This is a genomic window from Skermanella rosea (assembly GCF_016806835.2).
Classification (GTDB): Bacteria; Pseudomonadota; Alphaproteobacteria; order Azospirillales; family Azospirillaceae; genus Skermanella; species Skermanella rosea.
The window spans coordinates 5326401-5350684 of sequence record NZ_CP086111.1 but is presented as its reverse complement, the minus strand read 5'-3'; the positions used below and the strand labels follow the sequence as shown (position 1 = coordinate 5350684).

The following is a 24284-nucleotide window of genomic DNA, read 5'->3' as shown; positions in this document are numbered from 1 at the left end:
TCATTGTCCGGTCCGCCCTCAGGACAGGGCCTGCTGCAGGGCGTCGATCTGGCGCTGCAGGGCGTCGCGCTCGTCCTGCATCTGCTGGAGCTTCAGCGACTGGGCCGAGGCGTCGATGGCGGAAACCGGCTGCGGCTGACGGGCCAGCGCGTCCAGTTCCTGGCGGATCTGCTTCTGGCGGGCGACCAGCCGGTCGTAGTCGCGTCTCTGCGCCGCCGTGGCGGAGCGGGCGCCGGCCAGCTTCCGGTCGAGCTCGCCGAGCTGCGCCTGGGACGCCTGGAGATCGCGGGACAGCGACGCCTGTTGCGCCTGGACCTCGGCCACCTGGCGCTGGAGCGCCGTATTGGCGGCGCGGGCCTGCGCCTGCCGGCCCTGGGCCTCCTGGATGCGCGCCTCGGGGCCGCCCGCCGCCAGATCCCGGCGCTCTCCGACATAGGTCTCCACCGCGGCGCAGCCACCCAGAAGCAGGGCCAAGCCGCCGGCTATGGTTCCGGTCCATGTCCTCATCATGCGCTCCCTCAGCCGATCCGGCTCGTGGTGATAGCCTGATTCAGCGCGTCGCGCTGCTGGCGCATCTGGGCGATCTGCTTTTCCATGTCCTGCATTTCCCTGGCGAAGGCGGGGGAACTCTGGCCGGTCTGCTGCTGCGTCCTCTCATAGGCCTTCCTCGCGTCCTCCATGGAAGTCAGCGTGGCCTCGATCTGCTTCCTGCCCGCCTCGGCCTTGGCCTTCTCCGCCTGGGCCTGCTTCAGCGTGATCCTGCCGGATCTCAGCTGCTGCTCGGCCTGGGCCAGCCGCGTCCGGTTCTCGCGGGAAACGGCCTCGCTGCTGCGGAGCATCGATTCGAGCTTCTCGTTGTCGCGGCGGATGTCCGCCGTCACCAGATCGATGGCGCGGACGTTCTGCCGGGACGCCTCCTGGGTCTTGGCGGTGGCGTAACCGTCCGCCGCCCCGATCAGCGCGCCGACCGTCAGGCCGATCAGCGCGCAGGTCAGCGGGTTCTCCTTTGCGGCCAGGCAGCCCAGCGCCGCAGCACCGCCGCCGATCGCGCCGCCGGCCAGGGCGCCGCCCAGCACCGTGTTGTTGAACGACTTGTTGTCCTGGCAGAGCTGCCTTTCGGCTCCGGACAGGCTCGGGTCCTCGCAGTTGCTGGAGACGGCCTGGCCGTCCGCACCCTGGGTGGTGACGCAGCCGCCAAGCGCCAGGCTCAGGGAAAGTGTGATCGCGATCAGCCGAACGATGGTCTTCATGCAAGCCTCTGTGTCCACCGGCGCGAGACTACCATAAGGCATAGTGTGCCGGGCCGCGGGAACTTACCATGGTGGTATGTGGCTGTCCTATGCATTTGAATCGGACGCAGGTTTTCCCGGTTTTCCATCATCGGCGGAATGGCCGGCAGGCGCTGGGGAACGCCTTGCTGACCTCTCCCGCGCACAGTTCCCGCCGGAGCTGGAGTTCGACCTGATCGGCCGGCAGATCGCCGTCGCGCTGGTAGCGCTCGCTGTCCCGCGCGACCGCCTCCACCAGGACGGCCTGTCCGGCGGCCTGCCGGGCTTCCAGCTCCTGGCGCAGGACCCGGGCCTGCTCCTCCCGGACGGTCCTGGGATAATCGTTCAGCAGATATCGGAGCGTGTCCCTGTAATAGCCGATGGTGCCGCGCAGCGCCGCGATGTCGTTGGGAATCCGCGCCCGAACCGCCTCGTTGCCGAGCGCCGCCGTTTCCTCCAGGCCGAGGATCTTCCGGGTGTCGACCCGCAGGTTCCCGGCGAGCCAGGTCGCCAGGTTCAGGCTGGCCCGCGCCGCCCGGTCCCGCTGGTCGTTGCGGGTCTTGATGTTGGCGGCGACCACGGCGCCGAGGCCCTTCAGCCGCTGGCGGACCTGCGGGTCCTGGACGGCGCCGGCGAGCGTCTCGATCTCTTTCAGGGGGTCGTCCTGAACCGGCTCGGACAGGGTGCCGCCTCCCGACTCGGGCAGCTTGCCCCAAACCGCCTGGACCTCGCGCACCCGCTCGGGCGAGGGCAGGACCGGCGGCACGAGGACGACGCGGAAGCCGACGGTCTTCTGCCGGCGCGGGCCGCGGTCGTCATAGGGCGGGAACTCGTCGCGCGCGGCACTTCGGATCGATGCCGCACCGGTCAGGTAGTCGCCGCCCCGCACCACGTAGCCGCCGGCCTGACCGTGCAGCCGGGACAGCCGGTTCAGCCGGAACAACTCGCCGGTCAGTTCCGACGCGTTGCCCAGGACGTCGTGCAGGCCGAGCGGGTTGGGCTGGAGCAGCCCGATCCATTGCAGCTCGTTGTTGGACGACTCGGCCCCACCGTAATAGACGTAGGCGGAGAGCGGCTCGGTCATGGGGAACAGGGGGGCCGCGAAGTCGGCTTCGGAGACCAGGGCGCCGCCCCGGGCGGCATATTCCCACTCCGTCTCGGTCGGCAGCCGGACGAAGCCCGCCTGCCCGGCCTCCTTGGGCAGGTCCTTGCGGGCATTGGCCAGCAGCCAGACCGTATAGGCGTCGGCGAAGTCCGATGCCTCCCGCCAGGTCAGCGACACGGCGGGCAGGCGCGACTCGCCGTCGGGCTCCGGGCAGGTGCCGCCGAACGAGGCGAGCTGAAGCCGGGTGACCTCGTACTTGCCGATGAAATAGGTGCGCTTGCCCTTCTCCTTGGGATCGCTGAAGCCGCCGGCGATGAAGTCCGCCCGCTGGTTCTCCTTGTAGCCGGCGGCCTCCTCCGTTCCGCCGACCGTGATTCGGCGGTCGTCCAGCAGGTCCTTCGCCGGGACCACGACGGGCCGGAACGCCATGGCGCCGCCGCACGGCATCGGCAGGACGAGGTCGCCCGCCGCGGGGGCCGGGTTGTAGAGGTCTTCCGGCCAGGGCGTCCCGGCGGCATCCGCCGGGACCGGCCAGAGCGCCGCTACCAGAAGGAGGGCTGCGAGACGGAACGGGAAGGATCGCATCTTCATGGCTCAGGTATCCCGCAGGGCGGCGGCCGGCTCGATCCGGGTCACGCGGGCCGCCGCCAGCAGGGCGGCCCCCATGGCAAGCACGCAGGTGACGGCGGCGGCCAGCAGGAGCTGGTCGGGAGACAGCCGGCAGGCGCCGGCCGCGACCGATCCGATCGCCGGGAAACGGGCATTGATCACCCCGGCGGCCGCCGCGAACAGGCCGACCGCCAGGGCCGATCCCAGCGCCGCCAGCAGCAGCGCCTGGGCGAGGGGCAGGCTGATCAGCCAGCCCCGGCCGTAGCCGATCAGGGTCAGCAGGGCCAGCTCGCGCCGCTTGCGCTCCACTCCGCTCCACTGGGTCGCGGCCAGCGCCACGATCGATCCGGCCGCGGCAAAGGCGCTGATGACCGCCAGGATCAGGCTCAGGTTGGCATTGAGCGCCTGGATGGGCGCGATCTCGTCGAGCCGGCTGACTGGCTCGACACCTCCGGAACGCAGCCAGGCGGTCAGCGGCGCCACATCGTCGATGGTCCGGGCGTAGAGTCGGAACCGCTCGAAGCGCTGGGGTTCGGTCCCGGCGGGGGCGCCCGGCCAGCCCAGTTCGGGCACCGCGAAACCATCGCGGTAGCGCTGGACGTGCAGGACCAGCCTGTCGTCCACCAGGACGGCCCGCCGGGTCTCGGCCATGCGGTCGGGCGGCAGGACGGAAGCCACCGTGACCGCATGGGCCTGTGTCTCGTCCGTGCCGTCGCGCCGGCGCGGCACCAGGAGCTGGATCCGCTCGCCGGCGGCGGCGCCCAACGCGCGCGCGGCGCCGAACGACAGCACCACCCGGTCCAGCCCGGAGGCCCAGGGCTCCCCCGCCGAGGCCGCCAGCGGGTCGCCCGGTCGCGTCGGCACCAGCACGCCCAGCACGGCTTCGGCCTGCGGGCGGGCGAGGGGCACCATCTCGACCTCCGCCGCCAGGGTGCGGGCGTCGCCGACGGCGAAGGCCACGTCGGCCCGGCGCCGGGCGGCGTCCAGCCAGGCCGCGTCGAACCGGTTGGTCCCGGTCACCCGGGGGACGATCTCGCGCATCGCGGGGTTGGCCTGGAGGTCGCGCAGCATCTGGCCGAGCACCCCTTGCTGAAGGCCGAACAGCACCAGCAGGGGCGTCAGCACCGCGGCCAGCGCGAAGACCTGGCATACCGCCATGGCCCAGTCCCGCCGCAGGTCGGCGACAACCAGCCGGAACATCTGGCCGATCCGGGAGGTGATCATGCGGCCACCACGCTGCCGGGCGCGTCGGCGCCGCGACGGGCCAGGCAGCGGACGATCCGTCCCTGGGCACGGTCGGCCAGTTCCTCGTCGTGGGTGACCAGGACCAGTGCCGCGCCCACCGCGCCGCTGACCGCCACCAGCGTATCGATCACCCTTTCCCCCAGCCCGGCGTCGAGCGCCGCCGTCGGCTCGTCCGCCAGGATCATCTGCGGCATGTGGGCCAGCGCCCGGATCACGGCGACGCGCTGGCGCTGGCCGATCGAAAGCTGCGCCGGCCGGCGGCCGAGCAGGTCGGCGACCCCGACTGCCTCGGCCAGCCGGTCGGCCGGACCGGGAACCTCCAGCCCCAGCAGGCGGCGGGCCAGCAGCAGGTTCTCGCGCACGGTCAGGTAGGGCAGCAGCCCGCCGGTCTGGAGCACGTAGCCCATGTGGGCCGCGCGCAGCCGGGTCAGCGCCGCGCGGTCGCCCCGGCGCCACAGCGCGGCTATGTCGTGGCTGTGCCCGTCCGGGCTGAACAGGAAGGATTCGGCCCGGTCCGGCGCCGCCAGGAAGGCCAGCAGGTCGAGCAGCGTGCTCTTGCCCGACCCGCTCGGTCCCAGGACCACCACCCGCTCGCCGGCAGCCACGTCCAGCCGGGGCACGGACAGCGCGAAGCCGCCGTCGGCGGCCCTGTGGGTGCGCTCGACCCCTTCGAGACGAAGCAGCGGCCCGCCGGTCACGGCAGCGCCGTCAGCGGGACGGGATAGACCGCGTCTTCCGGGGGGGCGCCCTCGGCCAGCCTGACCCAATTGCTCACGTCGTCGTGGAACCGCCGGTAGAGCCGCGCCTTGACCTGGAGATCGTCGATCAGCGCCTGCTGCTCGCCCGGGTTCATGCCGAGCCAGGCGTCCTGGTCGATCGCCATCACCCGGCTGGTGTAGGGCAGGCCGTCCAGATACTCGCCCAACAAGGCTTGGTTGAGCGCCCGGTTGTCCGAGGTGCCGACCTTGGCCGGATCGCGGCTCAGGGTCGCGGCGGCGCTGCGCAGCTGGTTGAACAGGTCGCTGGGATCGACCTGGCCCTTGGAATAGGCGTCGGCCAGGGCGCCCACGGTCGCCTGGAGGTCGGACAGCTGCGATTTGGACAGCAGGACCCGGACGTCGAGGCTCGCCACCGTGTCGTTGGCGAAGTCGCGGTCCGCCGCCCAGGCCTCGAACATCGGTGGCGCCGCGGTGCCCTTCACGCTGCCCAGGTAGGCCAGCCGCATGGCGTGCCCGATCGCGGCGATGTCCTCCGCCAGGGGATCGGCGGCTAGCTTTCCGGGTGCCGCCTTGGGCGGCGGGGGAGGGGGCGTGTTCAGGCCCTCGCCGGCCTCGGCCGCCTGGACCAGCGTGACGAGGCTGTCGGTCAGCGTATCGACCCGCGCGCCGAACTGGCCGACGTCGCCGGCCTCCACGGGGTAATAAAGGGGTTTCCGCCCGGGATACGTGGTCAGCTCGCGGTACTGGGCCGCACCCTTGGCATGGTCCTTCCTGCCCTCCTCGGTCAGCAGGTGGAGCGCCATGGTCGCGATCTTCTTCTCCAGCAGGGCGATCGACAGCGCCCTGGCGTCCAGCCCGGTGGCCGACAGGCTGCCGGGATCGCGGGAACTGGCGTCGGTGATCAGCACGACGAAACGCCCGCCGAACGGGGTCCAGTCGATCGCGTTGATCGCGGAGTCGACCCCGGCATAGCCGTCCTCGGCGAAGGCGCGGGTCGATACCTTGGAAGCGGCGAGGCCGGCGGCGGCCGCGTCGAATTCCTCCCGCGTGTCGACCTTGTTGGGATCGACGAACACCTTGGTCAGGTATTCGAGGCCGGCGACCGCCTTGGGATCGTCGCGGTAGCCGATCAGGCCGAACCGGACCTGTTCCTGCAGCTGGGCCGCCTTGATGCCGTCATAGATGCGTTCGATCGCCTTGCGGGTCCGGTCGATATAGGGTTGCATCGAGCTGGAGGCATCGATCACGAAGACGATGGCGGTCCGGAAATTCTGCCGGATCGCGGGGGCGGGCGGCGGTGCCGGGGTGGCGGACGCCGCTGGAGCCGGGGCTCCCTGGTCGCGCGAGGTCACCGCCGCGACCTTGACCATGCGGACCGGGCGGCCGGTCGGGAAGCGCTGGGTCTTCGCCTCCAGGATCGGCAGCAGGTAGAACTGCTTGTTGATATCGACCGGGGTTTCCGGCTCGATCGAGACCAGCGGGCCGGCCGCACCCTGGCCGGGGCCGGCGGTTTTGGCTGCCTCGGCCAGCTTGGCGGCCTGGGCACCTGCGTCGCGGCTGCCGACCAGGCTTCGCAGCCCATCCTCCGCGCCGAAGAACAGCACGCGGTCGCGCCCGGTCCGGTTGGCGAAGGCACCGACCAGCGTGTGCCGCCAGGGCACCACCGCCTCGGCCGGCATCCAGCCCTCCGGCTTGCAGTCCGCGCTCGCGCCGACCCGGACCCGCGCGCCGTCGGGGCTGCGCTCGTAGACATAGAGGACGCTGAATCCCGGCACCGGCTTCGCCGCCCCGCCGTCGGGCGTCAGCTTGCCGCCGGGCCGGGTCAGCACCCGTTCCTGGAGCTGGGTCTTGCCCGGCTGGAGCAAGGGGGCCGGCGAGCAGGCGAGCGCCGCGGGCGAGGCGAGGACCAGCGCCAGCGCCGACGCAGCGAGCCAGCCGAGGGGCGACCGCCGTGTTGCGGGAGCGCCAAGGAAGGTCTTATGGCGGCAAGCGATTTCCTTTTCGTCATGCGCGGGCTCGACCCGCGCATCCACGCGCAAGCCGACGTGGCGAGGTTCGCGCGTGGATGGCCGGATCAAGTCCGGCCATGATGAAGAGGGGCGTCGATGGCCCATGGCGGCGTCCGATGATCCGGCAGAGGGACGATGGTCGTTGCTCATTGCGGCTGTCCGAGTTTTTCCAGTTCCGCCTTCGCCTCGGGGTGGCCGAGCTGGGCGGCGCGCTGGAGGGTTCTGACGCCGGCTTCCGGGGAGATCCCCGGTCCCTCGACGCGCCCGCTGATGAACAGGCGACCGAGGCGGTATAATCCCTCGGCGTCGTTGGCGTCGGCGGCTTTCTCGTACCAGAGCTGGGCCTTCTCGGCATCGGGGGCCGGAACGGCGCTGCGCTCGGGGGAGAAGGTCTCCGGGTCGTACATGGCGCCGATCGCGGTCGCCGCTTCGGGCTGGCCGCCGTCGGCCGCGCGCCGGAACAGCAGGAGAGCGCCCTGGACCGCGTCGCGGGAGCCTTCCTGCATGTAGCGCTTCGCCTCCGTCAGGGCGCCGGCCGGGTCCGGGCTGGTGCGCAGGAACGCCGTCGCCGTCGCCGTGGTCAGCGGGGCGGCGGGAGCGGGAGGCGCCTCGGGCGGCGGGGCGGGACTTTCCGCGACCGGGGGCACCGGTTCTTCCCGGTTCAGGAACCACCACGCGCCGCCACCCGCCGCGACAAGGGCTACCAGCGCCGCGAGCGCCGGCACCAGCCAGCGGGGGCGGTGCGGTTCGGGTTTCGGTTGCCGTTCCGGGGCCTTCAGTTCCGGGGCGGGCAACGGCTCGGGCTCGGGTTCAGTTGCCGTAACCACCGGTTCCGGCTCCGGTTCGGGCTCGGCCGCTCGCGGAGGCGCTTCGGACGGCAGGCGGATGGCCTTCCAGCGGAGCCGCTCCTCCCCCGGCGACTCGCCGCCGGCATCAGCGAGCGCCAGCAGGTAGGTCACGTTGGCCTGGAGATTCCAGGTCAGCCTCTCGTCAACCCGGATGCGGAGCAGGGCGCCGTCCAGCTCCGCCCCGGCCGGCTTCAGCCAGGTCCGGGTCGAGCCCCAGGCGTCGCCGGCCCCGTACTGCTGGAGGAATTTCTGCCCGTTGGGCTGGGCGATCGCGAGCCGCAGGCTTTCCGGGTCGAGGCCTTGCCGACCGCTGACGGAGATCAGGGCGGCGCCCGGGGCCGAGCCCGGCGGCTGGGTGACTTCTGTGGCCATTATCCAAGGTCCTCGGGCGCCGTCATGCCGGCCGGGTCGGGCCTGCGAGCAGGCGGTCTACGGAAAGGTTCGACAGGATGTCGCCGAGCGCCCGGTTCTGCGCCTCGTCCAGCTCCCGGCCGCCGCCGTAGCTCAGGTTGGCGAGCCCCGCCTGGAGGAAGGCGACGCCCCAGTCGATGAAATAGCGCTGTTCCAGAAGCAGCGGCTCGTCGCCCAGAACCGGAAGCGCGCCGGTCACAGGCGGTGGCGGCTCGAAGACCCTGTGGTTCGGCGCGGGGGAGCCTTCCGGAACGCCCGGCCGTTGCGCGAGGGCCACGTCGTGGAACCCCATCTCGGCGACGAAGACGTTGAAGGCGTTGGACGCTATGGTGACCAGCCGGTCGGCGATCTCGTCCCAGCGCATGGCGGCGAGCGCGGTCTCGCTGCGGATCGCCGTCGCCACCTTGTCGATCATCCCGACGCGATCGGCCGCGATCACCAGTTGGTCCACCAGGTCGCCCACGGTCTGCGCCTCCAGCCCGAAATGCTGAAGCAGCTGTTCCTCCTGCGGCAGGTGGCGCAGCCGGGCGACCCAGTGCCGGTGAAGCTCGCGGGCGAACAGGGCGGGCCGGTCGTCCCGCGCGGCCCTGACCGGGGCCGCGGCGGCCACCGGGCTGCCGAAGATGTCCAGGTCGTCGGGCGGCGCTTCCTCGGCCTCCTCGATCTTCATCATGGCGACGTTGAGCGCGATCTCGCGCAGGTCGCGCTCGCCGACCATCAGGTGGGACAGGAAGCGCGGGAATGTGCGGAACCGCTTGCGCTGGAAGGCGGCGACCAGGGCCTTGCGCAGGGCTTTCAGCGCTTCCTCCTTCTCGCGCCGGGCCTCCTCGTCCACGCCGTGGTAGAAGCGCTTGAGGGAGTTCTGGAGCTGGGCGACGCTCTCGCGCAGGCGCTGCTCGACCTGGGCCGCCTTCAGCGCCGGGTCGGACACTCCGGTCAGGCGGTCCACGATATGGGTGACGCCGCCGTCGTTCAGCTTCAGGATCGCCTCCCAGGCCGCCCTCGGGTCGCGGACATGGCGCTGGACCTGGGTGGAGGCGAAGAAGCTGTCCTCCAGTTTCCGGCGGTGCGCCTCGTTGCGGCGGGACAGAGCCTCCTCGACCAGCGGTCGCTCCGGCTCGTGCGAGCCGGGCCTGGTACGGTACTCGACCAGCCATTCCTGGTCGAAATTGGGATTGCGCAGCAGCAGCGTGTTGTCGAACGGCTTGCCGTCGAAGTTGTCGACCCAGCCATCGTACTTGTACGGTTCCAGCAGCGAGGTGTGCAGCCGGATCTGCCATTTCTGGTCGATGTCCTCGCCGGCCTTGGCCTGGAACTCCAGGTCGATCATGGTCAGGACGAGGAACAGGGAAGTGGTCACGCGGGCGCGCTGTTCCGGCGTGGCGCCGTGGGTCAGCTCGATCCAGTGCCGGACCAGGAATCCTAAGTCCTTGACCTCGTTCGGCTTGTTGCCCATGCACAGCAGCATGGCCGTCAGCTCGCGCTCTTCCGAGTAGCGCTGGAACAGATAGGCGATCTTGCCGCGCAGCAGCAGCTCCAGCACCAAGCCCTCGCGGCTTTGCTCGTCCGCGCCCGTGGTGGCGCCCGGCTCGGGCAGCTCCGCCAGCTTGTAGCGGGACCGCGCGCCCGGGAAGTCGAGCAGGTCGGTATGGGCGTTCATCGGCCAGGGCAGCTCGTCGATGGTGATCCTCAGTTCGGCCACCAGGGTCGTCACCACGGCGCGCGGCAACTCCACCGGATCGCCCAGCCGGCCGTCCGCCAGGCTGCGCAGGCGCAGCAGGTCCTTGGCGTCGGACGGCTGGCCCAGGCGCTTCAGCGCCGCGACGTCGATGATGCTGGTGTTGCGGGGCTGGAGGGATGCGAGCTGCGTCACGGCGTCTGGTGCGTGGCCCAGCCGGTCCAGGGCCGCCACCAGCGTCTTGTACAGCTCGGTCAGGTCGTCGATGCCGCCCCACAGCACGCTGAACAGCTTGGCCCGGCCGGCGATGTCCAGGAACGGCGCGAGCTCGACCAGCCGGTCCCAATAGCCCAGGGGCTGAAGCTCCTGCCAGCGGTTGCTGAAGTTCTTGCCGAAATACTCGCCGATGTCGAACAGCGTGATCTCGTCCAGGTGGCGGGCGGCCGGCTGGGATTTCCGCAGGCTCTCGCAGGCGGCGAGAAGCTTGCGCACCGTCTCGCCGCGCGGGCGCTCGATCTTCAGGTTGTTCTGGTCGAAGTCGCTCTGGAAGGCGTTGGACAGGATCTTGACGATGTCGGTCTCGGTCAGCAGCCGGACATCCACGGGGAAGTCCGGATCCGTCGGGCCTTCGGGCGGATGCACGGTGAAGCGGGTGACCAGCCCGGTCGATTCCTTGCCGCCGGACGGGTTGATCTCGGTGATGAAGTCCAACCGGTCCGCCCCGAAACGGGCGAGCAGGCCGGCCTTGCCGGGCGGGCGCGCCAGGACGGAGACCAGGTAGGACTTGCCCTGCTGGCTGGCGCCGTAGACGCCGACGCACATGCGGCGCTCGGCCGCGCGCGACAGCTTGCGCGCCACGCTCTCGACCCGGCGGGCCTCGGTGACCAGGCTGTCGGCCTCGTTGGCGACCGAGACGGAGGCGCCGCGGGTCTCGGACACCCAGGCCCTGCTCCGGCGGGCGGTGGCGGCGATGCGGTCCGCGGCGGACTTCAAGCGGATCTGCTGGTCGTTCATGTCTACGCTCCCCTGCGCCCCGATCTCAGACGTCGATCAGGATGCCGGTGTCAAGCCAGTATCCGTCGCGGTTGCGCAGCGTCTGGAGCCGCATGCGCAGCGGCTGCTGCCGGCCGCTCAGCACGCTGCCCTCGGAATCCTCGACCTCGCCGATGGCGAGGCGGTCGTTGACCACCTTTTCCTGCGGCTCGTTCGGCCGTCCGCGCGGGCGCCGCGTGCTCTCCAGCTTCAGCTGCACGCGCAGCGGCGTCCGGCGCATCGCCCGGGACCGGGCCTCCTCGTCGGCGAAATCGATCATGTAGAGCAGGCTTGCCGGCCACCACTGGTTGGGGAACTGGCGCACGCCCAGCATGAGCGGCCCGCGGAACTCGAACTTCGCTTCCGGCAGGTCCTCGATCGTCTCGAAATCCAGGTCCGAGAGATAGACGTCCTGGGCCTGGAGCCGGTTGTTGGAGTTGCCGGCCTCGACCTTGCCGACGAACCGGGCGACCGACCGGGCGTAGAGGTCGTCGCTCCGGAAGTTGAAATTGTGCAGATGGCCCTCGGCCAACAGGCAGATCATGCCGCCGACGGCGGCGGTGGTCTTGGGATCGGAGATCCGGGCCTCCCGGTTGCGGAACGGGTACCACTGGCCGACTCGGAACTCATGCATGGCGATCACCCGGTGGGCCGGGAGCGCGCCCGTCTCAAGGATCGAGTCCTTGATCGCGGGGAACCGCGACGGCCGGCCCGACAGCAGCATCACGTCCGCCCGGTAATGCCAGACCACCTCCGCCAGGGCGCGGACCATGTCGCCGGTCAGGCTGCGGACGATCCGATCCACGTCGACCAGATCGACCGGGATCGGCACCTCCATCAGGCGGAAGTCGGTGGCGCCCGCCCCGGCGACGGTGCGTTCCAGGGACTGGACCAGCCCCGGCGGCGGCGGGGCGTCGGGCCGGAAGAAGTCGCCGATCTTCCTGATCTCCACCGGCGGCGGATTGATCGGGTCGTACCCCTCGTACTCGCCCAGCAGCGCCACCGCGACCGGGGCGGCGATCTGCATGGCGAACTGCTGGCGGCGAAGCTGCTCCTCCGCCGACATGTCGCCGCGGTTGCCGCCGAACAGCTCCTGGGTCAGCGCCTCGGCGCGTTCGCGCCCGATCGACTGCTCGACGGTGCGGGACAGCGCGGTCACCGCGACCTCGCGCGCCAGGAGCTGGACGATGTCGTCACCGGCCAGCGAGAAGCTCTCGCGGAACAGCTGCCGGGGAAAGATCGTGACGTTGCTGCCCTGGCCGTCCGCCCGGAGAGCGGTGATCACCAGGTCGGTGGTGCCGCCGCCGATGTCCAGCGTGGCGACTCGCAGGCTGCTTCCGTCGTCCCCCTGGCCGGATCCGCCGCCCCGGACCGCGCGGATGAAGGCGCGGGCATCGCCGGAGAAGGCCAGCGCGATCTGGCTGTAGAGATAGACCACCTGGGTGGCGCTCGCCTCGTCCCATTTCAGGATGATCTCGGGCGGCGAGCCCTCGATCCAGTGCAGCTTGCCCGGCTCGTCGCCGAACTGCCGCTCGGCCCGGCCCAGGCACAGGTAGAGCAGGTCGCGCGCGGCTTCCGCCCTGGCGCGGAGCAGTTCGCGCTCCGCCAGCGACAGGGCGGTCGGCATGGTCAGGATCAGGCGGCGCAGCCGGCGCGGCAGGTCGGCGTTGCGCCGGCGCAGCCGCTGGGCCGGCGCGTTGATCATGACCAGCGCCTGGAGCAGGATCTCCGCCAAGGCGAAGCTGACCAGGTTGGACCGGGAATAGCGGGCCAGCAGGGTCGGCAGGTCGTCCTCCCCCGGGTTGACCTGGTGCAGCGGCTTGCCCGCGTCGTTGACCAGGCCGGCGAACACGCCCTGGGCCGCGAACCCTTCCATCTCGTCGTCCAGGGTCTGGCCGTTGAAGCGCCAGGACTGCTGGCTCGGCTCCTCGTCCCACAGGTAGCGCTTGGGGCTCGACATGCCGGTGCGCCCCTCGCTGCCCCGGCGAGAGCCGGCCATGCGGACCGCCTCCGGCCCGACGCGGACGATGGTGGACCAGGAGAAGGCGTCGGCCCGGCCGCTGCGGTGGGAATGGTGGTTCAGGCCGAACCGGGCGATCGCGAACTCGAACCGGCTGTCGAACGGGTCGGCATAGACCTGCTCCGGCTGGGACAGGTCGCGCAGCTCCAGCCGGAAGGCGCGGTTGATGTCGGCGCCCCGGCTGTCCGGCTCCGCCTCCACCAGCAGGCCGCAGGTGCGGGAGTTGCCCAGGTCGAGCACCATGTCCACGTCGACGAAGACCTGCTTCGCGGCGGTGACCGTGTCGCTGAACAGCAGCTTGGGCAGGAAGTCCAGCTGGTACAGCAGGTCGACGAAGGCCATGTAGCGGGCGAGCGGCTCGTTCGGCCCGCTCATCCGGTCCACCAGCTCTTCCTGCGACAGGGTGACCTCGCGCCGGTTGGCGCGGCGGCTCTCCTCCTGCTCGACCATGGTCTTGAACAGCTCGTTCAGCCACCCCTTGAGCCAGGGCTGGCACAGCAGGAAATTATAGAAGTCGGTCCTGCCCGGGAGCGAGAAGCGGCGGCCGTTCCGGGCGTCGTCGGGCGACGGGGCGAGATAGCCGCCGTCGTCATATTCCTCCATCAGGCCGGTATCCAGGGCCACCACCAGGCGGTATTCGTTGCCCGCCCTGTCCCGCTCCGGGAGCTGCACCAGGTAGGCCCTGGACCAGTTGACCGGGCCGTGGTGGAAGGACCGGCCGGGCTCCTCCCGGAACAGCGGGATCGGCAGCCAGGTCCGCCCGACGAACTGGAGCAGCCGCTTGACGTCGATCGCGTAGTCCTCGCGACCCGGCGTGATGTCGTCGGCACCGCGGCGCAGCAGGATCGGCAGTTCCTGCGCGCCCGTCCGGGTGTCGGGATGGGGATCGTAGAAGCCCCAGTCGGTCGGCGCCTTCGGGTTCTTCCTGCCGTCGCCGTCGATCAGGCTGAAACCGAAATCCAGGAATTGAACGCCGCTGTTCGGGATGAGGCTGACGACATCCGGATAGTGCGGAAGTTCTGGCAACGGCATTCTGTACTCCGCCTGGGGTCGACCGGTAGGCCATCGCAGGGGCGGATTATGCAAGGTTTAACAAGGTACTGGAAGCAATATAATAGGCATCGGCCGCGACATCTGGTAAAGCCGGGGAAGGTCCGGCCGATATTTTGGTTAGCCAAGAATTAACGTCCGGGCGCCGCCGGCAACCGGGGTGTGGAAACATGTGGACAGCGCAACAGGAGACCGTTTGATGACCGCCGACCGCATCCGCTCCGCCCTGGTCACGCTCTATCTCGTGGTGTTCTTCGGCTATCTGTTCCTGCCGCTGATCATCATGACCGCCGCGACTTTCAACACCAGCCGGTTCCCGACCGTGGCGCCGTGGCTGGGCTTCACGCTCGACTGGTTCAAGGTGCTGTGGAACGACGGGGCCATGTGGACAGCCCTGTGGACAAGTTTCGTGATAGCCTTGGGAGTGATCGCCCTGGCGGTGCCGATCGGGCTGGCCGCGGCCCTGCTGCTGTACCGGCTGAGGAGCCGGGCGCGCACGGTGCTCTACGCCGTCATGGTCTCGCCCCTGCTGACGCCCGGCGTGATCATCGGGATCTCGACCCTGGTGTTCTGGGACCGCTGGCTCGACGTCAAGGGCGGCATCTTCCTGACCGTGATCGCCCAGTCCAGCTTCATCGCGGCCTATGCGATGCTGCTGTTCATGGCCCGGCTCCAGCGGTTCGACCTGACGCTGGAGGAGGCGGCGCTCGACCTGGGGGCCAGCCATCTCCAGGTGTTCCGGCGCATAACCCTGCCGTACCTGATGCCGGCGATCCTGTCGGCCGCCTTCATCGCCTTCCTGCAGAGCTTCGAGAACTACAACACCACCATCTTCGTGCGCGGCCTGGACACCACGCTGACCGTCTATATCGCGTCGAAGGTCCGCACCGGCCTGACGCCGGCGGTCAACGCGCTGTCGGTCATCATGATCGGCCTGACCGTCCTGGGGGCCTTCGCCTACGAACTGGCACGCCGCCGCGAGGCCGCCCGCCAGGAGGCGGCCGCGCGACGCGCGGTCCAGGCCGACACGGTCCTGGCGGCGGCCTGACGCTTCGGATCACCGGAAACGGGAAAGGCGTTCGGTCAGAAGGTCGAAGAACCCGTCGGCATCGATCTGGTTTATGACCAGGGCGTTGGCCGGCCGGGCGGTCACGCCCCACCAGTCGACCACGGTCATGCCCATGGTGCGCTCCGACTCGGTCTCGATCTCGACCGCGACGCGGCGTCCCTTGAACAGATCGGGGCGCAGCAGCCAGGCGATCACGCAGGGATCGTGCAGGGGGGCGCCGTCGGTCCCGTACTTGCCCTCGTCGAAGCGTTCGAAGAAGCCCAGCAGGTCGGCCACGGCCGTTCCCACCGGCGTGCCCAGCGCGCGGAAGCGCTCGACCCGCTGGCGGGTCGTCAGGGCCTTGTGAGTCACGTCCAGCGGCATCATGGTGATCGGCACGCCCGACGCGAAGACGTTGTGCGCGGCGTGGGGATCGACATGGATGTTGAACTCGGCCGCCGGGGTGATGTTGCCGGTTTCCCGCCAGCCGCCGCCCATCAGCACGACTTCGCGGATCTTGTTGACGATCGCCGGCTCCCTGACCAGGGCCATGCCCAGGTTGGTCAGCGGACCCAGCATGCACAGCGTGATCGAGGCGTCGTGCGCCGCCATCAGCGTCTCGACCAGGAAATCGACGCCGTGTCCCGGCCGCAGGGCCATGGTCGGCTCGGGCAGGTCGGGGCCATCCAGGCCGGTCCTGCCGTGGACATGCTCGGCCGTGACGCCCCGGCGCACCATGGGACGCGCGCAGCCGGCATAGACGGGGATGTCGGGCCGGCCCGCCAGTTCGCAGATCTTCCGGACGTTCTTTTCCGTCAGCGGCAGCGGCACGTTGCCGGCGACCGCGGTGATCCCCAGGATCGAGAGTTCCTCGGGTGCCGCGAGGGCGAGCAGGATGGCGACCGCGTCATCCTGCCCCGGATCTGTATCGATGATGATCGGCCGAGGCGTCTTCGGGGAGGGCGTCATGGTGGGCTTCTTCACTGTCACGGTTGGGGACAGTTAGCCGCACCCGGGGCGCCCGCACAAGCCGCGAAGCGGGAGGCGGGGATCGCCTCCCGGTCCCGAGGACAGGTCAGTTCGACGAGACCCGCTGGGACGACATCCGGCGCAGCATCTCCACATGGCGCTCGATGACCGGCTCGTAGCGCCGGGCGAACTGCCTCAGCTCGACGTCCTGTCCGTTCTCGGCCTGGTTCTCGAACAGGGTCTCCGAGAGCTGGTGGTCGATGAGCTGCTGCTGGATGTACTGGCGGTCGAATTCCTGTCCCGACAGCTGCTCCAGCATGTCGGCCACGTCGGCGCGGCCGGGATCGGGCGAGCTGGGCGGCGTGACGCCCTTGGCGGACGCGACCTTGATCAGGTCCTCGTTCATCTGCGTATGTTCGGTCACCATCGTCCGGCCGAACTCGCGGACCTGCGGGCTGGAGGCCTGCTGCTGCGCCAACTCGCCGAGCTGAACCTCGGCAAGGCTGCCGTAGGCGGCCTGCGAGATGAAGGTGCGGTCGGCGGCGCTGAGAGACGACGTCTCGCCGCCGAGATTGGACAGGCCGAACGGGGTGGAGCAGCCGGAGACGACGAAAGCTGCCAGGGCCAAGGCGCCGAAACGCATATGGGACATGATGCGGTCCTCCAGTTTATTGCTTATGGAATGGGATCGGGATGACGATGCGCGGCGTCGGAGCGCTGCCGCGATGGAGCCGCGGCGATCCGACGGGTGATTTGGCCGATGAACCGGTTGATTGGCAGGATTGCAAACCTGCCGTCCCGGATTTGATCGCGCGATCTCGATCAGCCTATACCCCTCGGGCAGGTACCGGCGGACGGCCGGATCACCGCGCGGGAGCGTCGGAGCCGACTGGAACCTCGATCTCGGGGCCGTCGTTGGGATCGGCTTCCGGTGCTGCGCTGCACGCGGCCAGCAGCCAGAGCGCGGCGAAGCCGCACAGCAGCCTGGGAAAATCCATCTGGGTCTCGCATCTTGGAGAACGTGGAGAAGAGGGACGCTCCCGGTGCGTCCCTCCGAAAGGTAAGGCCGAAGGGTCAGGCGACCTTGTGCAGCTGTTCCGCCCGCTGGGGGTCCAGGTTGAGGCGGGCCGCGAGATACTGCAGGTAGGACCGTTCGGCCGCGGTGTCCGGCTCGATCGCCAGGGCAGAGGCCAGATAGACCTGCTCGGCCGTCTCGGGATCACGGACTTCGCGGACCAGGGCGTCCGTGGACATCGGCGACGCCAGCTCGCGTTCCACGACCGTCTTCTCGTCGGGACCGGCGCCGGCCTCGTCGAGCTTGGCGAGGATGCGCTGGCGCTCGTCGGCGGTGATCTCGCCGTCCGCGTTGGCCGCCGCGATCATCGCGCGGATCAGCAGGAGCGCGCGCTCGTCCTCCATGGCGACGTCGGGATAGGCGCTCGGGTCGTCCGCCGGCTGCCCGGCATCCTGCCGCTGCTGGCCGAACATTCCGGCCAGCCGGTCGCCCAGGCCGCCGCCCGAACCCGCCTGGCTTGCCTGGCCGCCGCGCTGCCCGCCGCCGAAGATGCCGCCGATCATATCGCCGAGCCCGCCGGAGGAGCCGCCCGCCGGCGATGCGCCGCCGCCCTGGCCGCCCGTGTTGGCCTGCCGTTCCTGGAAGGCCTTGTAGGCCAGGTATCCCAGCGCGCCCAGCCCGGCCACATGCTTGAAATCCATGCCGCCGCCCATTCCGGCCGAGCGCATGCCGCCGGCCCCCATGCCGCCTCCCAGGGCTCCGCCGAGGCCGCCGAGCCCTCCGCCCATTCCGCTTCCGCCCATGCCGAACGGCGATGACGAGAAGGCCGGACCGCGACGGCTTCGGCCGGCCATGCCGGTGGCGAGCATCGTGCCCAGAATACCTGTAAGATCAGCCATGGTGTCCTCCTGGATGGTTATCTCACCTCGGCAACAGCGACGGCCGGTAAGCATTCCTGTATTTCCGGGGCATGATGACGAAACGAAGTCGACACGCGCCGTACCGAAGTCGAGCCGGATGGCTTGCCCGGTGTTTCGATTGCCGGATCCTGCCGGGATGCCGCCCCGCGATCAGGAACGCCGGTTACCGATATGGATCGATGCCGCCGGATTTCTTCGCGGCCGAGGTTCCCGCCGCCGATTTCACGGCGATGTCACGGGATGTCTAGGGACCGGGCCGGGCGGGAGGCCGCGCATCCCGCCGCGATCCCCGGCGGCGGCTGGTGGACGATCCTGAAGCGGGTCTGGAACACCTCGAACGACCAGGCCCTTTGGGTTGCCGCCGCGGGCGTGGCCTTCTTCGGTTTCTATACCTTGATCCCGACGCTTGCCCTGCTGGTCCTGAGCTATGGCATGCTCGGCGGCGGCGGCACCGTGCAGTCCTGGATCCAGGAACTGGAAGCCGTTCTGCCGGACGAGGCGATGAGGGCGATCTTCGGCAGTCTGGTGGCGACCGCCCGCGGATCGGGCGACCAGTTCGGCTGGGGGCTGGCGGGTACCGTCCTGATGCTGCTGTGGAGCGCCCTGTTCGGCATGCGGGCGCTGATGGCCGCGCTCAACAATGCCTATGGGGAAGTGGAGACGCGGGGCTTCTTCGTCCTCAACGGATTGGCCCTGCTGCTGGGGCTCGGCGCCTCGGTGCTGGTGGTGGCGTCGATCGGCATCCTGACCGCCGGACCCACCCTGGTCGGCGCGCTGGCCGAGCAGTCGTCCCGGGATCCGTCCCTGGGACCGTTCTGGGCGATGGCGGCGTCGGTCGGCCGATGGCCGCTGGTCGGCGCGATCATCGTCGCCGCGCTGTCGGTCTGCTACCGGGTGGCACCCTGCCGGTCATCCCCGAAATGGCGGTGGGTCGGCTGGGGCGCCGTCGTGGCCTCCGCCCTGTGGATGCTGATTTCCCTGGTGTTCTCGTTCTATGTCCGCGAGGTCGCCCATTACGAAATGGCGTTCGGGCTGGCGGGCGCGGTGCTGACGGTGATGATCTGGCTCTACATGCTGGCCTACGCGGTGCTGTTCGGCGCCGCCCTCAACGCCGAGACGGAGCGCTGGACGACGCTCGACACCGCCGCGGTCCCGGACTCGAAGGCGCCTTGAACCCGGGCTTACATCAGCTTTGCGGAACCTGCGCCCGCTCCAGGGCCGCCTGCCAGCGCTCCTTCGGCTGCTCACCCTCGGTCTCGACGAACAGCTCGAGCCCGTTGGGTACCGTGGTTGGGGTGGAGCCCTGCTGGATGAGTTCGGCGACCTTGACGCTTTCCAGAAGGGTCCGCGTGTCGAACGGCTTGTTCAGGTATCCGACCGCCGCGTCCCGGTTGCGCCGGGCGACGACCTCCTGGGCGCTCACGAAGATCGATATCACGCCCCAGCGTTCCAGCAGCTCCCGGGCGACGTCGACGCCTGTTCCCGCGGCTTCCAGATTGATGTCCACCAGTGCCAGTTCCGGCATGGTCCGCTCCGCGAGCTTGATGCACCCGTCCAGCGTCGCCACCGGTCCCAAGACCTCGTGCCCGGCCCCTTGCAGCGTCATTCCGATGCAAAGGGCGATGATCGCTTCGTCCTCGACGATGAGAATCCGCATGGTTCAAGGCTCTCCAATTCCCCGGCTCCCGGTTGAGCTGTTTGTTATTCTGTTGCGCCGGTCACTACCTCAACAACCGAACCTGCCAAAAGTCGCGGACCAAACCAATTGTCGTCAACTTCCGACTGTGGCCCGATCGGCGGTGACGGTCCGATCTGCGGGGTTGAGCCGCCGGGAAGACTGGAGTATTTGATCGCCCGATCGCCCTTACCGAGCCATCGAACCGTGAGTACCGGCAAAATCCTTCCGCCGCCGCATCCTTCCCCGTCCCCCGAGCCATCCGGCTCCGGAAACGGGGCCCGGGGAGATCGCCAGGGAATCGCCTTCTTCGATTTCGACGGAACGCTGGTCCGCGGGGACAGCCTGCTGCCGTTCCTGTCGCAGATCGTGGGATCCCGCCGGGCCAGGCTTTCGTTGGCCCGGGCGGTGCACGGGGCGATTCAGCTCCACGCGACGAGGCGCCAGCTCGGCGACGATATCCGGACCTCCACCAAGGCCATCCTGCTCCGCCAGACCCTGGCCGGAGTTCCGGTCGCCGAAGCCGAGGCCGCCGCCGAACGGCTGGCCGGCTGGACCCGCTGGAACCGGCCCATCCTGGACGCCCTGAAGGCCCACCAGGATGCCGGCCGCCGCATCGTGGTCGCGACGGGAGCGCTCGCCCTCTACATGCCGGTCCTGCTGCGCGGGCTGGGCGTCGACGACCTGCTGGCGACCGGGCTGGAGGAGGAAGACGGCATCCTGACCGGGCACATGAAGGGCGGCAACTGCGTGCGCGCCATGAAGGCCCAGCGCGTTTCCGCCTATCTCCACCACCACGGTCCGTTCGGCGAGACCTGGGGTTACGGCAACCGGCCGAGCGACGTGCCGATGCTGGCGCTGCTGAACAACAAGGTCATCGTCTGATACGGCATCCGGCGTCACAGAAGGAAGGCGCTGGCGAGCCCCAGGAACACGAAGAAGCCCAGCACGTCGGTGGTCGTCGTCAGGAACGGGCCGGCGGCCACGGCGGGGTCGATCCCGAGGCGGTGGAGCGTCAGCGGGATCAGGGTCCCGGCGAGGCCGGCCCACACCATGTTGAACATCATGGCGCTGGCCAGCACCAGCCCCAGGCCCGCCTCGCCGAACCACAGGGTCGCGATAGTCCCCATGATGGTCGCGAACACGATGCCGTTGAGCACCCCGACGACGACCTCCTTGCCGACCACCCGCCAGGTGCCGCCCGCGGCGAGGTCGCGCGCGGCGAGCGCCCGGACCATCACCGTGATGACCTGCATGCCGGCATTGCCGCCCATGGCGGCGACGATCGGCATCAGCACGGCCAGCGCCACGATCCGCTCGATCGCTCCTTCGAAACGCGAGATCACGATGGAGGCCAGGATCGTGTTGACCAGGGTGATCAGCAGCCAGCTCTGGCGCCGCCGGGCGGTGCGAAGCGGCGAGGCGTAGATGTCCCGCTCGCCGGTGCGCGCCAAGCCCAGCAGATCCTCCTCGGCCTCCTCGTCGATCACGTCGACGATGTCGTCCACGGTGATCGCGCCGATGACGCGCCCGGCGGAATCGACCACCGGCACGCTGATCAGGTCGTTGCGGCGGAAGATGTCGGCCACCTGCTCCTGGTCCATGGTGGCCGGGACGCTCAGGCCGCGATCCTCCATGATGTCGGCGACCTTCGTCCCGCGGGGATTGCGGAGCACACGGCTGGTCGGCACCGTGCCGACCGGGCGGTGGGCCGGATCGACCACGAACAGGTCGTAGAAATCGTCGGGCAGTCCCTGGCTGCGGCGCAGGAAGTCGATCACCTCGCCCACCGTCCAGAAGCCCGGCACGGCGACCACGTCGCGCTGCATCAGGCGGCCGGCGCTGGACTCGGGATATGCGAGCCCCTGTTCCAGGATGGCGCGGAAGGCGGCCGGCATCGCCTGCATCACGGCGATCCGGCGGTCCTCGTCCAGCGTCTCGATCAGGTGCAGCGCGTCGTCGCTCTCCAGGTGGGCGATGGCCGCCGCCAGGTCGGCGGTGTCGAACTGCTCCACCACCTCCAGCCGCACGCTGTCGTCCAGCTCGGTCAGCACGGTCGGGTCGAAGCTGTCGCGGATCGCCCCGACCACCCGGGCGCGCTCGCGCGGGTCGAGGGACTCCAGCAGGTCGGCCAGATCGGCGGGACCCAGCGGCTCGGCCAGCGCATGCACCCGGTCGATGCGGTCGGCGGCCAGGCAGGCGCGGACTTCCCCGACGAACCCGGCGGTCAGTCCGGTCAGCCGGGTGTCGGGGCGCCCGTCCTCGTCGCCGCCGTCGCGGGGGGCCGGCCGGTATTCGTCCTGCCGCATCACAGCGCCGCGATCACGCCGGTCAGCTCGGCCATGCCGTCGATCCGCCGGTAGCCTTCGGCCGGAGGTTCCACATGCTCGTGGGCCCAGGTGATGTGATAGGGGACATGGACCGCCTGCCCGCCGACTTCGAGCACCGGCAGGATGTCGGACCGGACGGAGTTGCCGACCATCAGGAACCGTTCGGGCGGGATGTCGTGGCGCGCCAGGATCCGGCGATAGGTTTCCGGGTCCTTCTCCGACACGATCTCGATCCGGTCGAACAGCTCGGCCAGGCCGGAGCGGGCGATCTTGCTCTCCTGATCGAACAGGTCGCCCTTGGTGATCAGGACCAGCCGGTGGCTGTGGCTGAGATATCCGACGGTCTCGGCGACGCCGTCCAGCAGATCCACCGGGTGGGCGAGCATCGACTTGCCGGCCTCGATCAGGATCTGGATGTCGCGGGCAGCCACGCGGCCGTCGGTCACCTCGATCGCGGTCTCGATCATCGACAGGACGAAGCCCTTGATGCCGTAGCCGAACAGGCCGAGGTTGCGCCGCTCGGTCTCCAGCAGTCGCCGGTCCACCTCGGCGGCATCGACCTCGCCCAGGATGGCCCGGAACCTCTCCTGGGTCATGGAGAAGATCGATTCGTTGTGCCACAGCGTATCGTCGCCGTCGAAGCCGATCGTCCAGTGCGCGCTCATGTGTTCACTATTCCGCTCTGCAGGATGCCGTCGATCACGAACTGGCAGGCCAGCGCCGCCAGCAGGATGCCCAGGATGCGGTTGACCACGTTGACCCCCGTGACGCCCATCAGCTTGGTGATCCGGCCCGCCGCCAGCAGGACCGCGAGGTTGGCCAGCAGCACGAGCGCGAGCACGCCCAGAACTACCGCCTGGGCCAACGGATCGCCGTCGGTCTTGCCCATCAGCAGCAGCAGGGAGGTCAGGGCGCCGGGGCCCGCGATCAAGGGAATCGCCAGCGGAAAGACCGAGATGTCCTCCTTGTGCGTCGCCTCCTCCTGTTCGGGCTCGGTCGTGCTGCGCAGACCGCTCGGCCGGGCGAAGGCCATGTCGATGGCGAGCAGCAGCAGCAGGATGCCGCCGGCGATCCTGAAGGCGGGAAAGCCGATGCCCAGGGCGCGGAGCAGGAAATCGCCGACGAAGGCGAAGACGAACAGGATGCCGGCCGCGATCAGGACGCCCTTGACCGCCATGCGGCGGCGATGGGCGTCGTCGGACCCGCGGGTAAGCGCCGCGAACACGGGGCCGGTGCCGATCGGGTCGATCGTAACCAGCAGCGCCACGGCCGAGGTCAGTGCCAGGTCGAGCATGGCGGATGCGGTGTCCCGGTTCGAGGATTGGGCATGATGGACGATCTCGCCGTTGGTAGAGGCCGCGGGAACCGATTGGCGCTACAACGCCCGGAGCCGTGTAATGGGTGCGCGGGAGATTGTCGAAAGCTTGGGGGAAGACCCCTCGACGGGCATGCGCCGGATTGACAGGGGATGTCGCACCGCACTATCCCTGGAGACAATGGCTCCGACGGCAATAGCCCTGACGGTAACGGCCCGGCTGACGGCGGGCAAGTGCGCCGATCAGGTTCCGGACCGGATCAATGGGCGTAACAACGATAAAGAGACAAGGATAAAGGGATGAAGAAGGTCTACGCCGACGCCAAGAGCGCCCTGGAAGGGCTGCTCTTCGACGACATGACGATCATGGCCGGCGGCTTCGGCCTGTGCGGCATCCCGGAGGTGCTGATCGAGGCGATCCGCGATTCCGGGGTCAAGGGCCTGACCGTGATCTCCAACAACGCGGGCATCGACAATGTCGGCCTGGGCGTCCTGCTGGAGACCCGCCAGATCGCCAAGATGATCTCGTCCTATGTCGGCGAGAACAAGACCTTCGCCAAGCAGTACCTGGCCGGCGAACTGGAGATCGAGTTCAACCCGCAGGGCACCCTGGCCGAGCGCATCCGCGCCGGCGGCGCCGGCATCCCGGCCTTCTTCACCAAGACCGGCGTCGGCACCTCGGTAGCGGATGGCAAGGAAGTCCGCGAGTTCGACGGCGAGACCTACGTGATGGAGCGCGGCCTGTTCGCCGACCTGGCGGTGGTCCACGCCTGGAAGGGCGACACCGAGGGCAACCTCGTCTACCGCAAGACCGCGCGCAACTTCAACCCGATGATGGCGACGGCGGCCAAGGTCACCGTGGCCGAGGTCGAGCACCTGGTGCAGCCCGGCGAGATCGATCCCGACCACATCATCACGCCCGGCATCTTCGTCAAGCGCATCATCCACGTGGCCGATGCCGGCAAGCGCATCGAGCAGCGCACCGTCCGCAAGCGCGCCTGACCAACAGGGGAGGAGA

The 24284-nt window shown here is 69.5% G+C and carries 21 protein-coding genes; 4 read left to right on the top strand and 17 right to left on the bottom strand.

Annotated elements, in window-relative coordinates; all coding sequences use genetic code 11:
* Positions 1 to 18: 18 nt before the first annotated feature.
* The 9 genes from JL101_RS24965 to JL101_RS24925 form a co-directional block, all read right to left on the bottom strand.
* Complete coding sequence (locus JL101_RS24965; protein ID WP_203099731.1) at positions 19 to 510, bottom strand: hypothetical protein; 492 nt, start codon at positions 508 to 510, stop codon at positions 19 to 21.
* A gap of 8 nt (positions 511 to 518) precedes the next feature.
* Positions 519 to 1250 (bottom strand): hypothetical protein, encoded by a 732-nt coding sequence (locus JL101_RS24960; protein WP_203099728.1) that lies wholly within the window; start codon positions 1248 to 1250, stop codon positions 519 to 521.
* A 127-nt stretch (positions 1251 to 1377) separates the two neighbouring features.
* Positions 1378 to 2964 (bottom strand): formylglycine-generating enzyme family protein, encoded by a 1587-nt coding sequence (locus JL101_RS24955; protein WP_203099726.1) that lies wholly within the window; start codon positions 2962 to 2964, stop codon positions 1378 to 1380.
* Between the two features lie 3 nt (positions 2965 to 2967).
* On the bottom strand, positions 2968 to 4206 hold the full coding sequence (locus JL101_RS24950; protein WP_203099724.1) for an FtsX-like permease family protein: 1239 nt from the start codon (positions 4204 to 4206) through the stop codon (positions 2968 to 2970).
* On the bottom strand, positions 4203 to 4925 hold the full coding sequence (locus JL101_RS24945) for an ABC transporter ATP-binding protein (protein ID WP_203099722.1): 723 nt from the start codon (positions 4923 to 4925) through the stop codon (positions 4203 to 4205). Before JL101_RS24945 ends, JL101_RS24950 begins: the two co-directional genes overlap by 4 nt.
* A complete protein-coding gene (locus tag JL101_RS24940; protein ID WP_203099720.1) occupies positions 4922 to 7024 on the bottom strand; it encodes a vWA domain-containing protein in 2103 nt (700 codons plus the stop codon). Before JL101_RS24940 ends, JL101_RS24945 begins: the two co-directional genes overlap by 4 nt.
* A 77-nt stretch (positions 7025 to 7101) precedes the next feature.
* Positions 7102 to 8175, bottom strand: coding sequence for a tetratricopeptide repeat protein (locus tag JL101_RS24935; protein ID WP_203099718.1), 1074 nt, complete (start codon positions 8173 to 8175; stop codon positions 7102 to 7104).
* A 22-nt stretch (positions 8176 to 8197) separates the two neighbouring features.
* Entirely contained in the window at positions 8198 to 10906 is a 2709-nt protein-coding gene (locus JL101_RS24930; RefSeq protein ID WP_203099716.1) for a virulence factor SrfC family protein, read from the bottom strand.
* A 25-nt stretch (positions 10907 to 10931) separates the two neighbouring features.
* Positions 10932 to 13976, bottom strand: coding sequence for a virulence factor SrfB (locus JL101_RS24925; RefSeq protein WP_203099714.1), 3045 nt, complete (start codon positions 13974 to 13976; stop codon positions 10932 to 10934).
* A gap of 217 nt (positions 13977 to 14193) precedes the next feature.
* Between JL101_RS24925 and JL101_RS24920 the strand changes: the two genes are divergently transcribed.
* Positions 14194 to 15042, top strand: coding sequence for an ABC transporter permease (locus JL101_RS24920; protein ID WP_203099712.1), 849 nt, complete (start codon positions 14194 to 14196; stop codon positions 15040 to 15042).
* 9 nt (positions 15043 to 15051) lie between these two features.
* Here JL101_RS24920 and JL101_RS24915 read toward each other — a convergent pair whose 3' ends face one another.
* The 4 genes from JL101_RS24915 to JL101_RS24905 form a co-directional block, all read right to left on the bottom strand.
* Entirely contained in the window at positions 15052 to 16011 is a 960-nt protein-coding gene (locus tag JL101_RS24915; protein WP_203099710.1) for a nucleoside hydrolase, read from the bottom strand.
* Between the two features lie 106 nt (positions 16012 to 16117).
* Positions 16118 to 16663 (bottom strand): DUF4142 domain-containing protein, encoded by a 546-nt coding sequence (locus JL101_RS24910; RefSeq protein WP_203099708.1) that lies wholly within the window; start codon positions 16661 to 16663, stop codon positions 16118 to 16120.
* 211 nt (positions 16664 to 16874) lie between these two features.
* Positions 16875 to 17009: a hypothetical protein gene (locus JL101_RS36585; RefSeq protein ID WP_267133539.1), complete on the bottom strand. Its 135-nt coding sequence runs from the start codon at positions 17007 to 17009 to the stop codon at positions 16875 to 16877.
* Between the two features lie 76 nt (positions 17010 to 17085).
* Positions 17086 to 17925, bottom strand: coding sequence for a tellurite resistance TerB family protein (locus JL101_RS24905; protein WP_203099706.1), 840 nt, complete (start codon positions 17923 to 17925; stop codon positions 17086 to 17088).
* Positions 17926 to 18186: 261 nt separating this feature from the next.
* Between JL101_RS24905 and JL101_RS24900 the strand changes: the two genes are divergently transcribed.
* Positions 18187 to 19119, top strand: a complete 933-nt coding sequence (locus JL101_RS24900) for a YihY/virulence factor BrkB family protein (protein WP_203099704.1) — start codon at positions 18187 to 18189, stop codon at positions 19117 to 19119.
* Positions 19120 to 19132: 13 nt separating this feature from the next.
* On the opposite strand, the gene JL101_RS24895 is transcribed toward JL101_RS24900, so the two are convergent.
* The gene (locus JL101_RS24895; RefSeq protein WP_203099702.1) at positions 19133 to 19603 is read right to left on the bottom strand and encodes a response regulator; all 471 of its coding nucleotides are present in this window, start codon (positions 19601 to 19603) and stop codon (positions 19133 to 19135) included.
* Positions 19604 to 19828: 225 nt separating this feature from the next.
* On the opposite strand from JL101_RS24895, the gene JL101_RS24890 reads away from it, so the two are divergent.
* Positions 19829 to 20506: an HAD-IB family hydrolase gene (locus JL101_RS24890; protein ID WP_228435148.1), complete on the top strand. Its 678-nt coding sequence runs from the start codon at positions 19829 to 19831 to the stop codon at positions 20504 to 20506.
* Positions 20507 to 20520: 14 nt separating this feature from the next.
* On the opposite strand, the gene mgtE is transcribed toward JL101_RS24890, so the two are convergent.
* Genes mgtE through JL101_RS24875 form a run of 3 tightly spaced genes read right to left on the bottom strand, consistent with a single transcriptional unit; the run spans position 20521 to position 23245 of the window.
* Positions 20521 to 21930: a magnesium transporter gene (mgtE, locus tag JL101_RS24885; protein WP_203099700.1), complete on the bottom strand. Its 1410-nt coding sequence runs from the start codon at positions 21928 to 21930 to the stop codon at positions 20521 to 20523.
* Entirely contained in the window at positions 21930 to 22616 is a 687-nt protein-coding gene (locus JL101_RS24880) for an HAD family hydrolase (RefSeq protein ID WP_203099698.1), read from the bottom strand. The genes mgtE and JL101_RS24880 overlap by 1 nt, the downstream gene beginning before the upstream one ends.
* On the bottom strand, positions 22613 to 23245 hold the full coding sequence (locus JL101_RS24875; RefSeq protein ID WP_203099696.1) for a MarC family protein: 633 nt from the start codon (positions 23243 to 23245) through the stop codon (positions 22613 to 22615). Before JL101_RS24875 ends, JL101_RS24880 begins: the two co-directional genes overlap by 4 nt.
* 321 nt (positions 23246 to 23566) lie before the next feature.
* Between JL101_RS24875 and JL101_RS24870 the strand changes: the two genes are divergently transcribed.
* Positions 23567 to 24268, top strand: coding sequence for a CoA transferase subunit A (locus JL101_RS24870; RefSeq protein WP_201075162.1), 702 nt, complete (start codon positions 23567 to 23569; stop codon positions 24266 to 24268).
* The last annotated feature ends 16 nt before the right edge of the window (positions 24269 to 24284 follow it).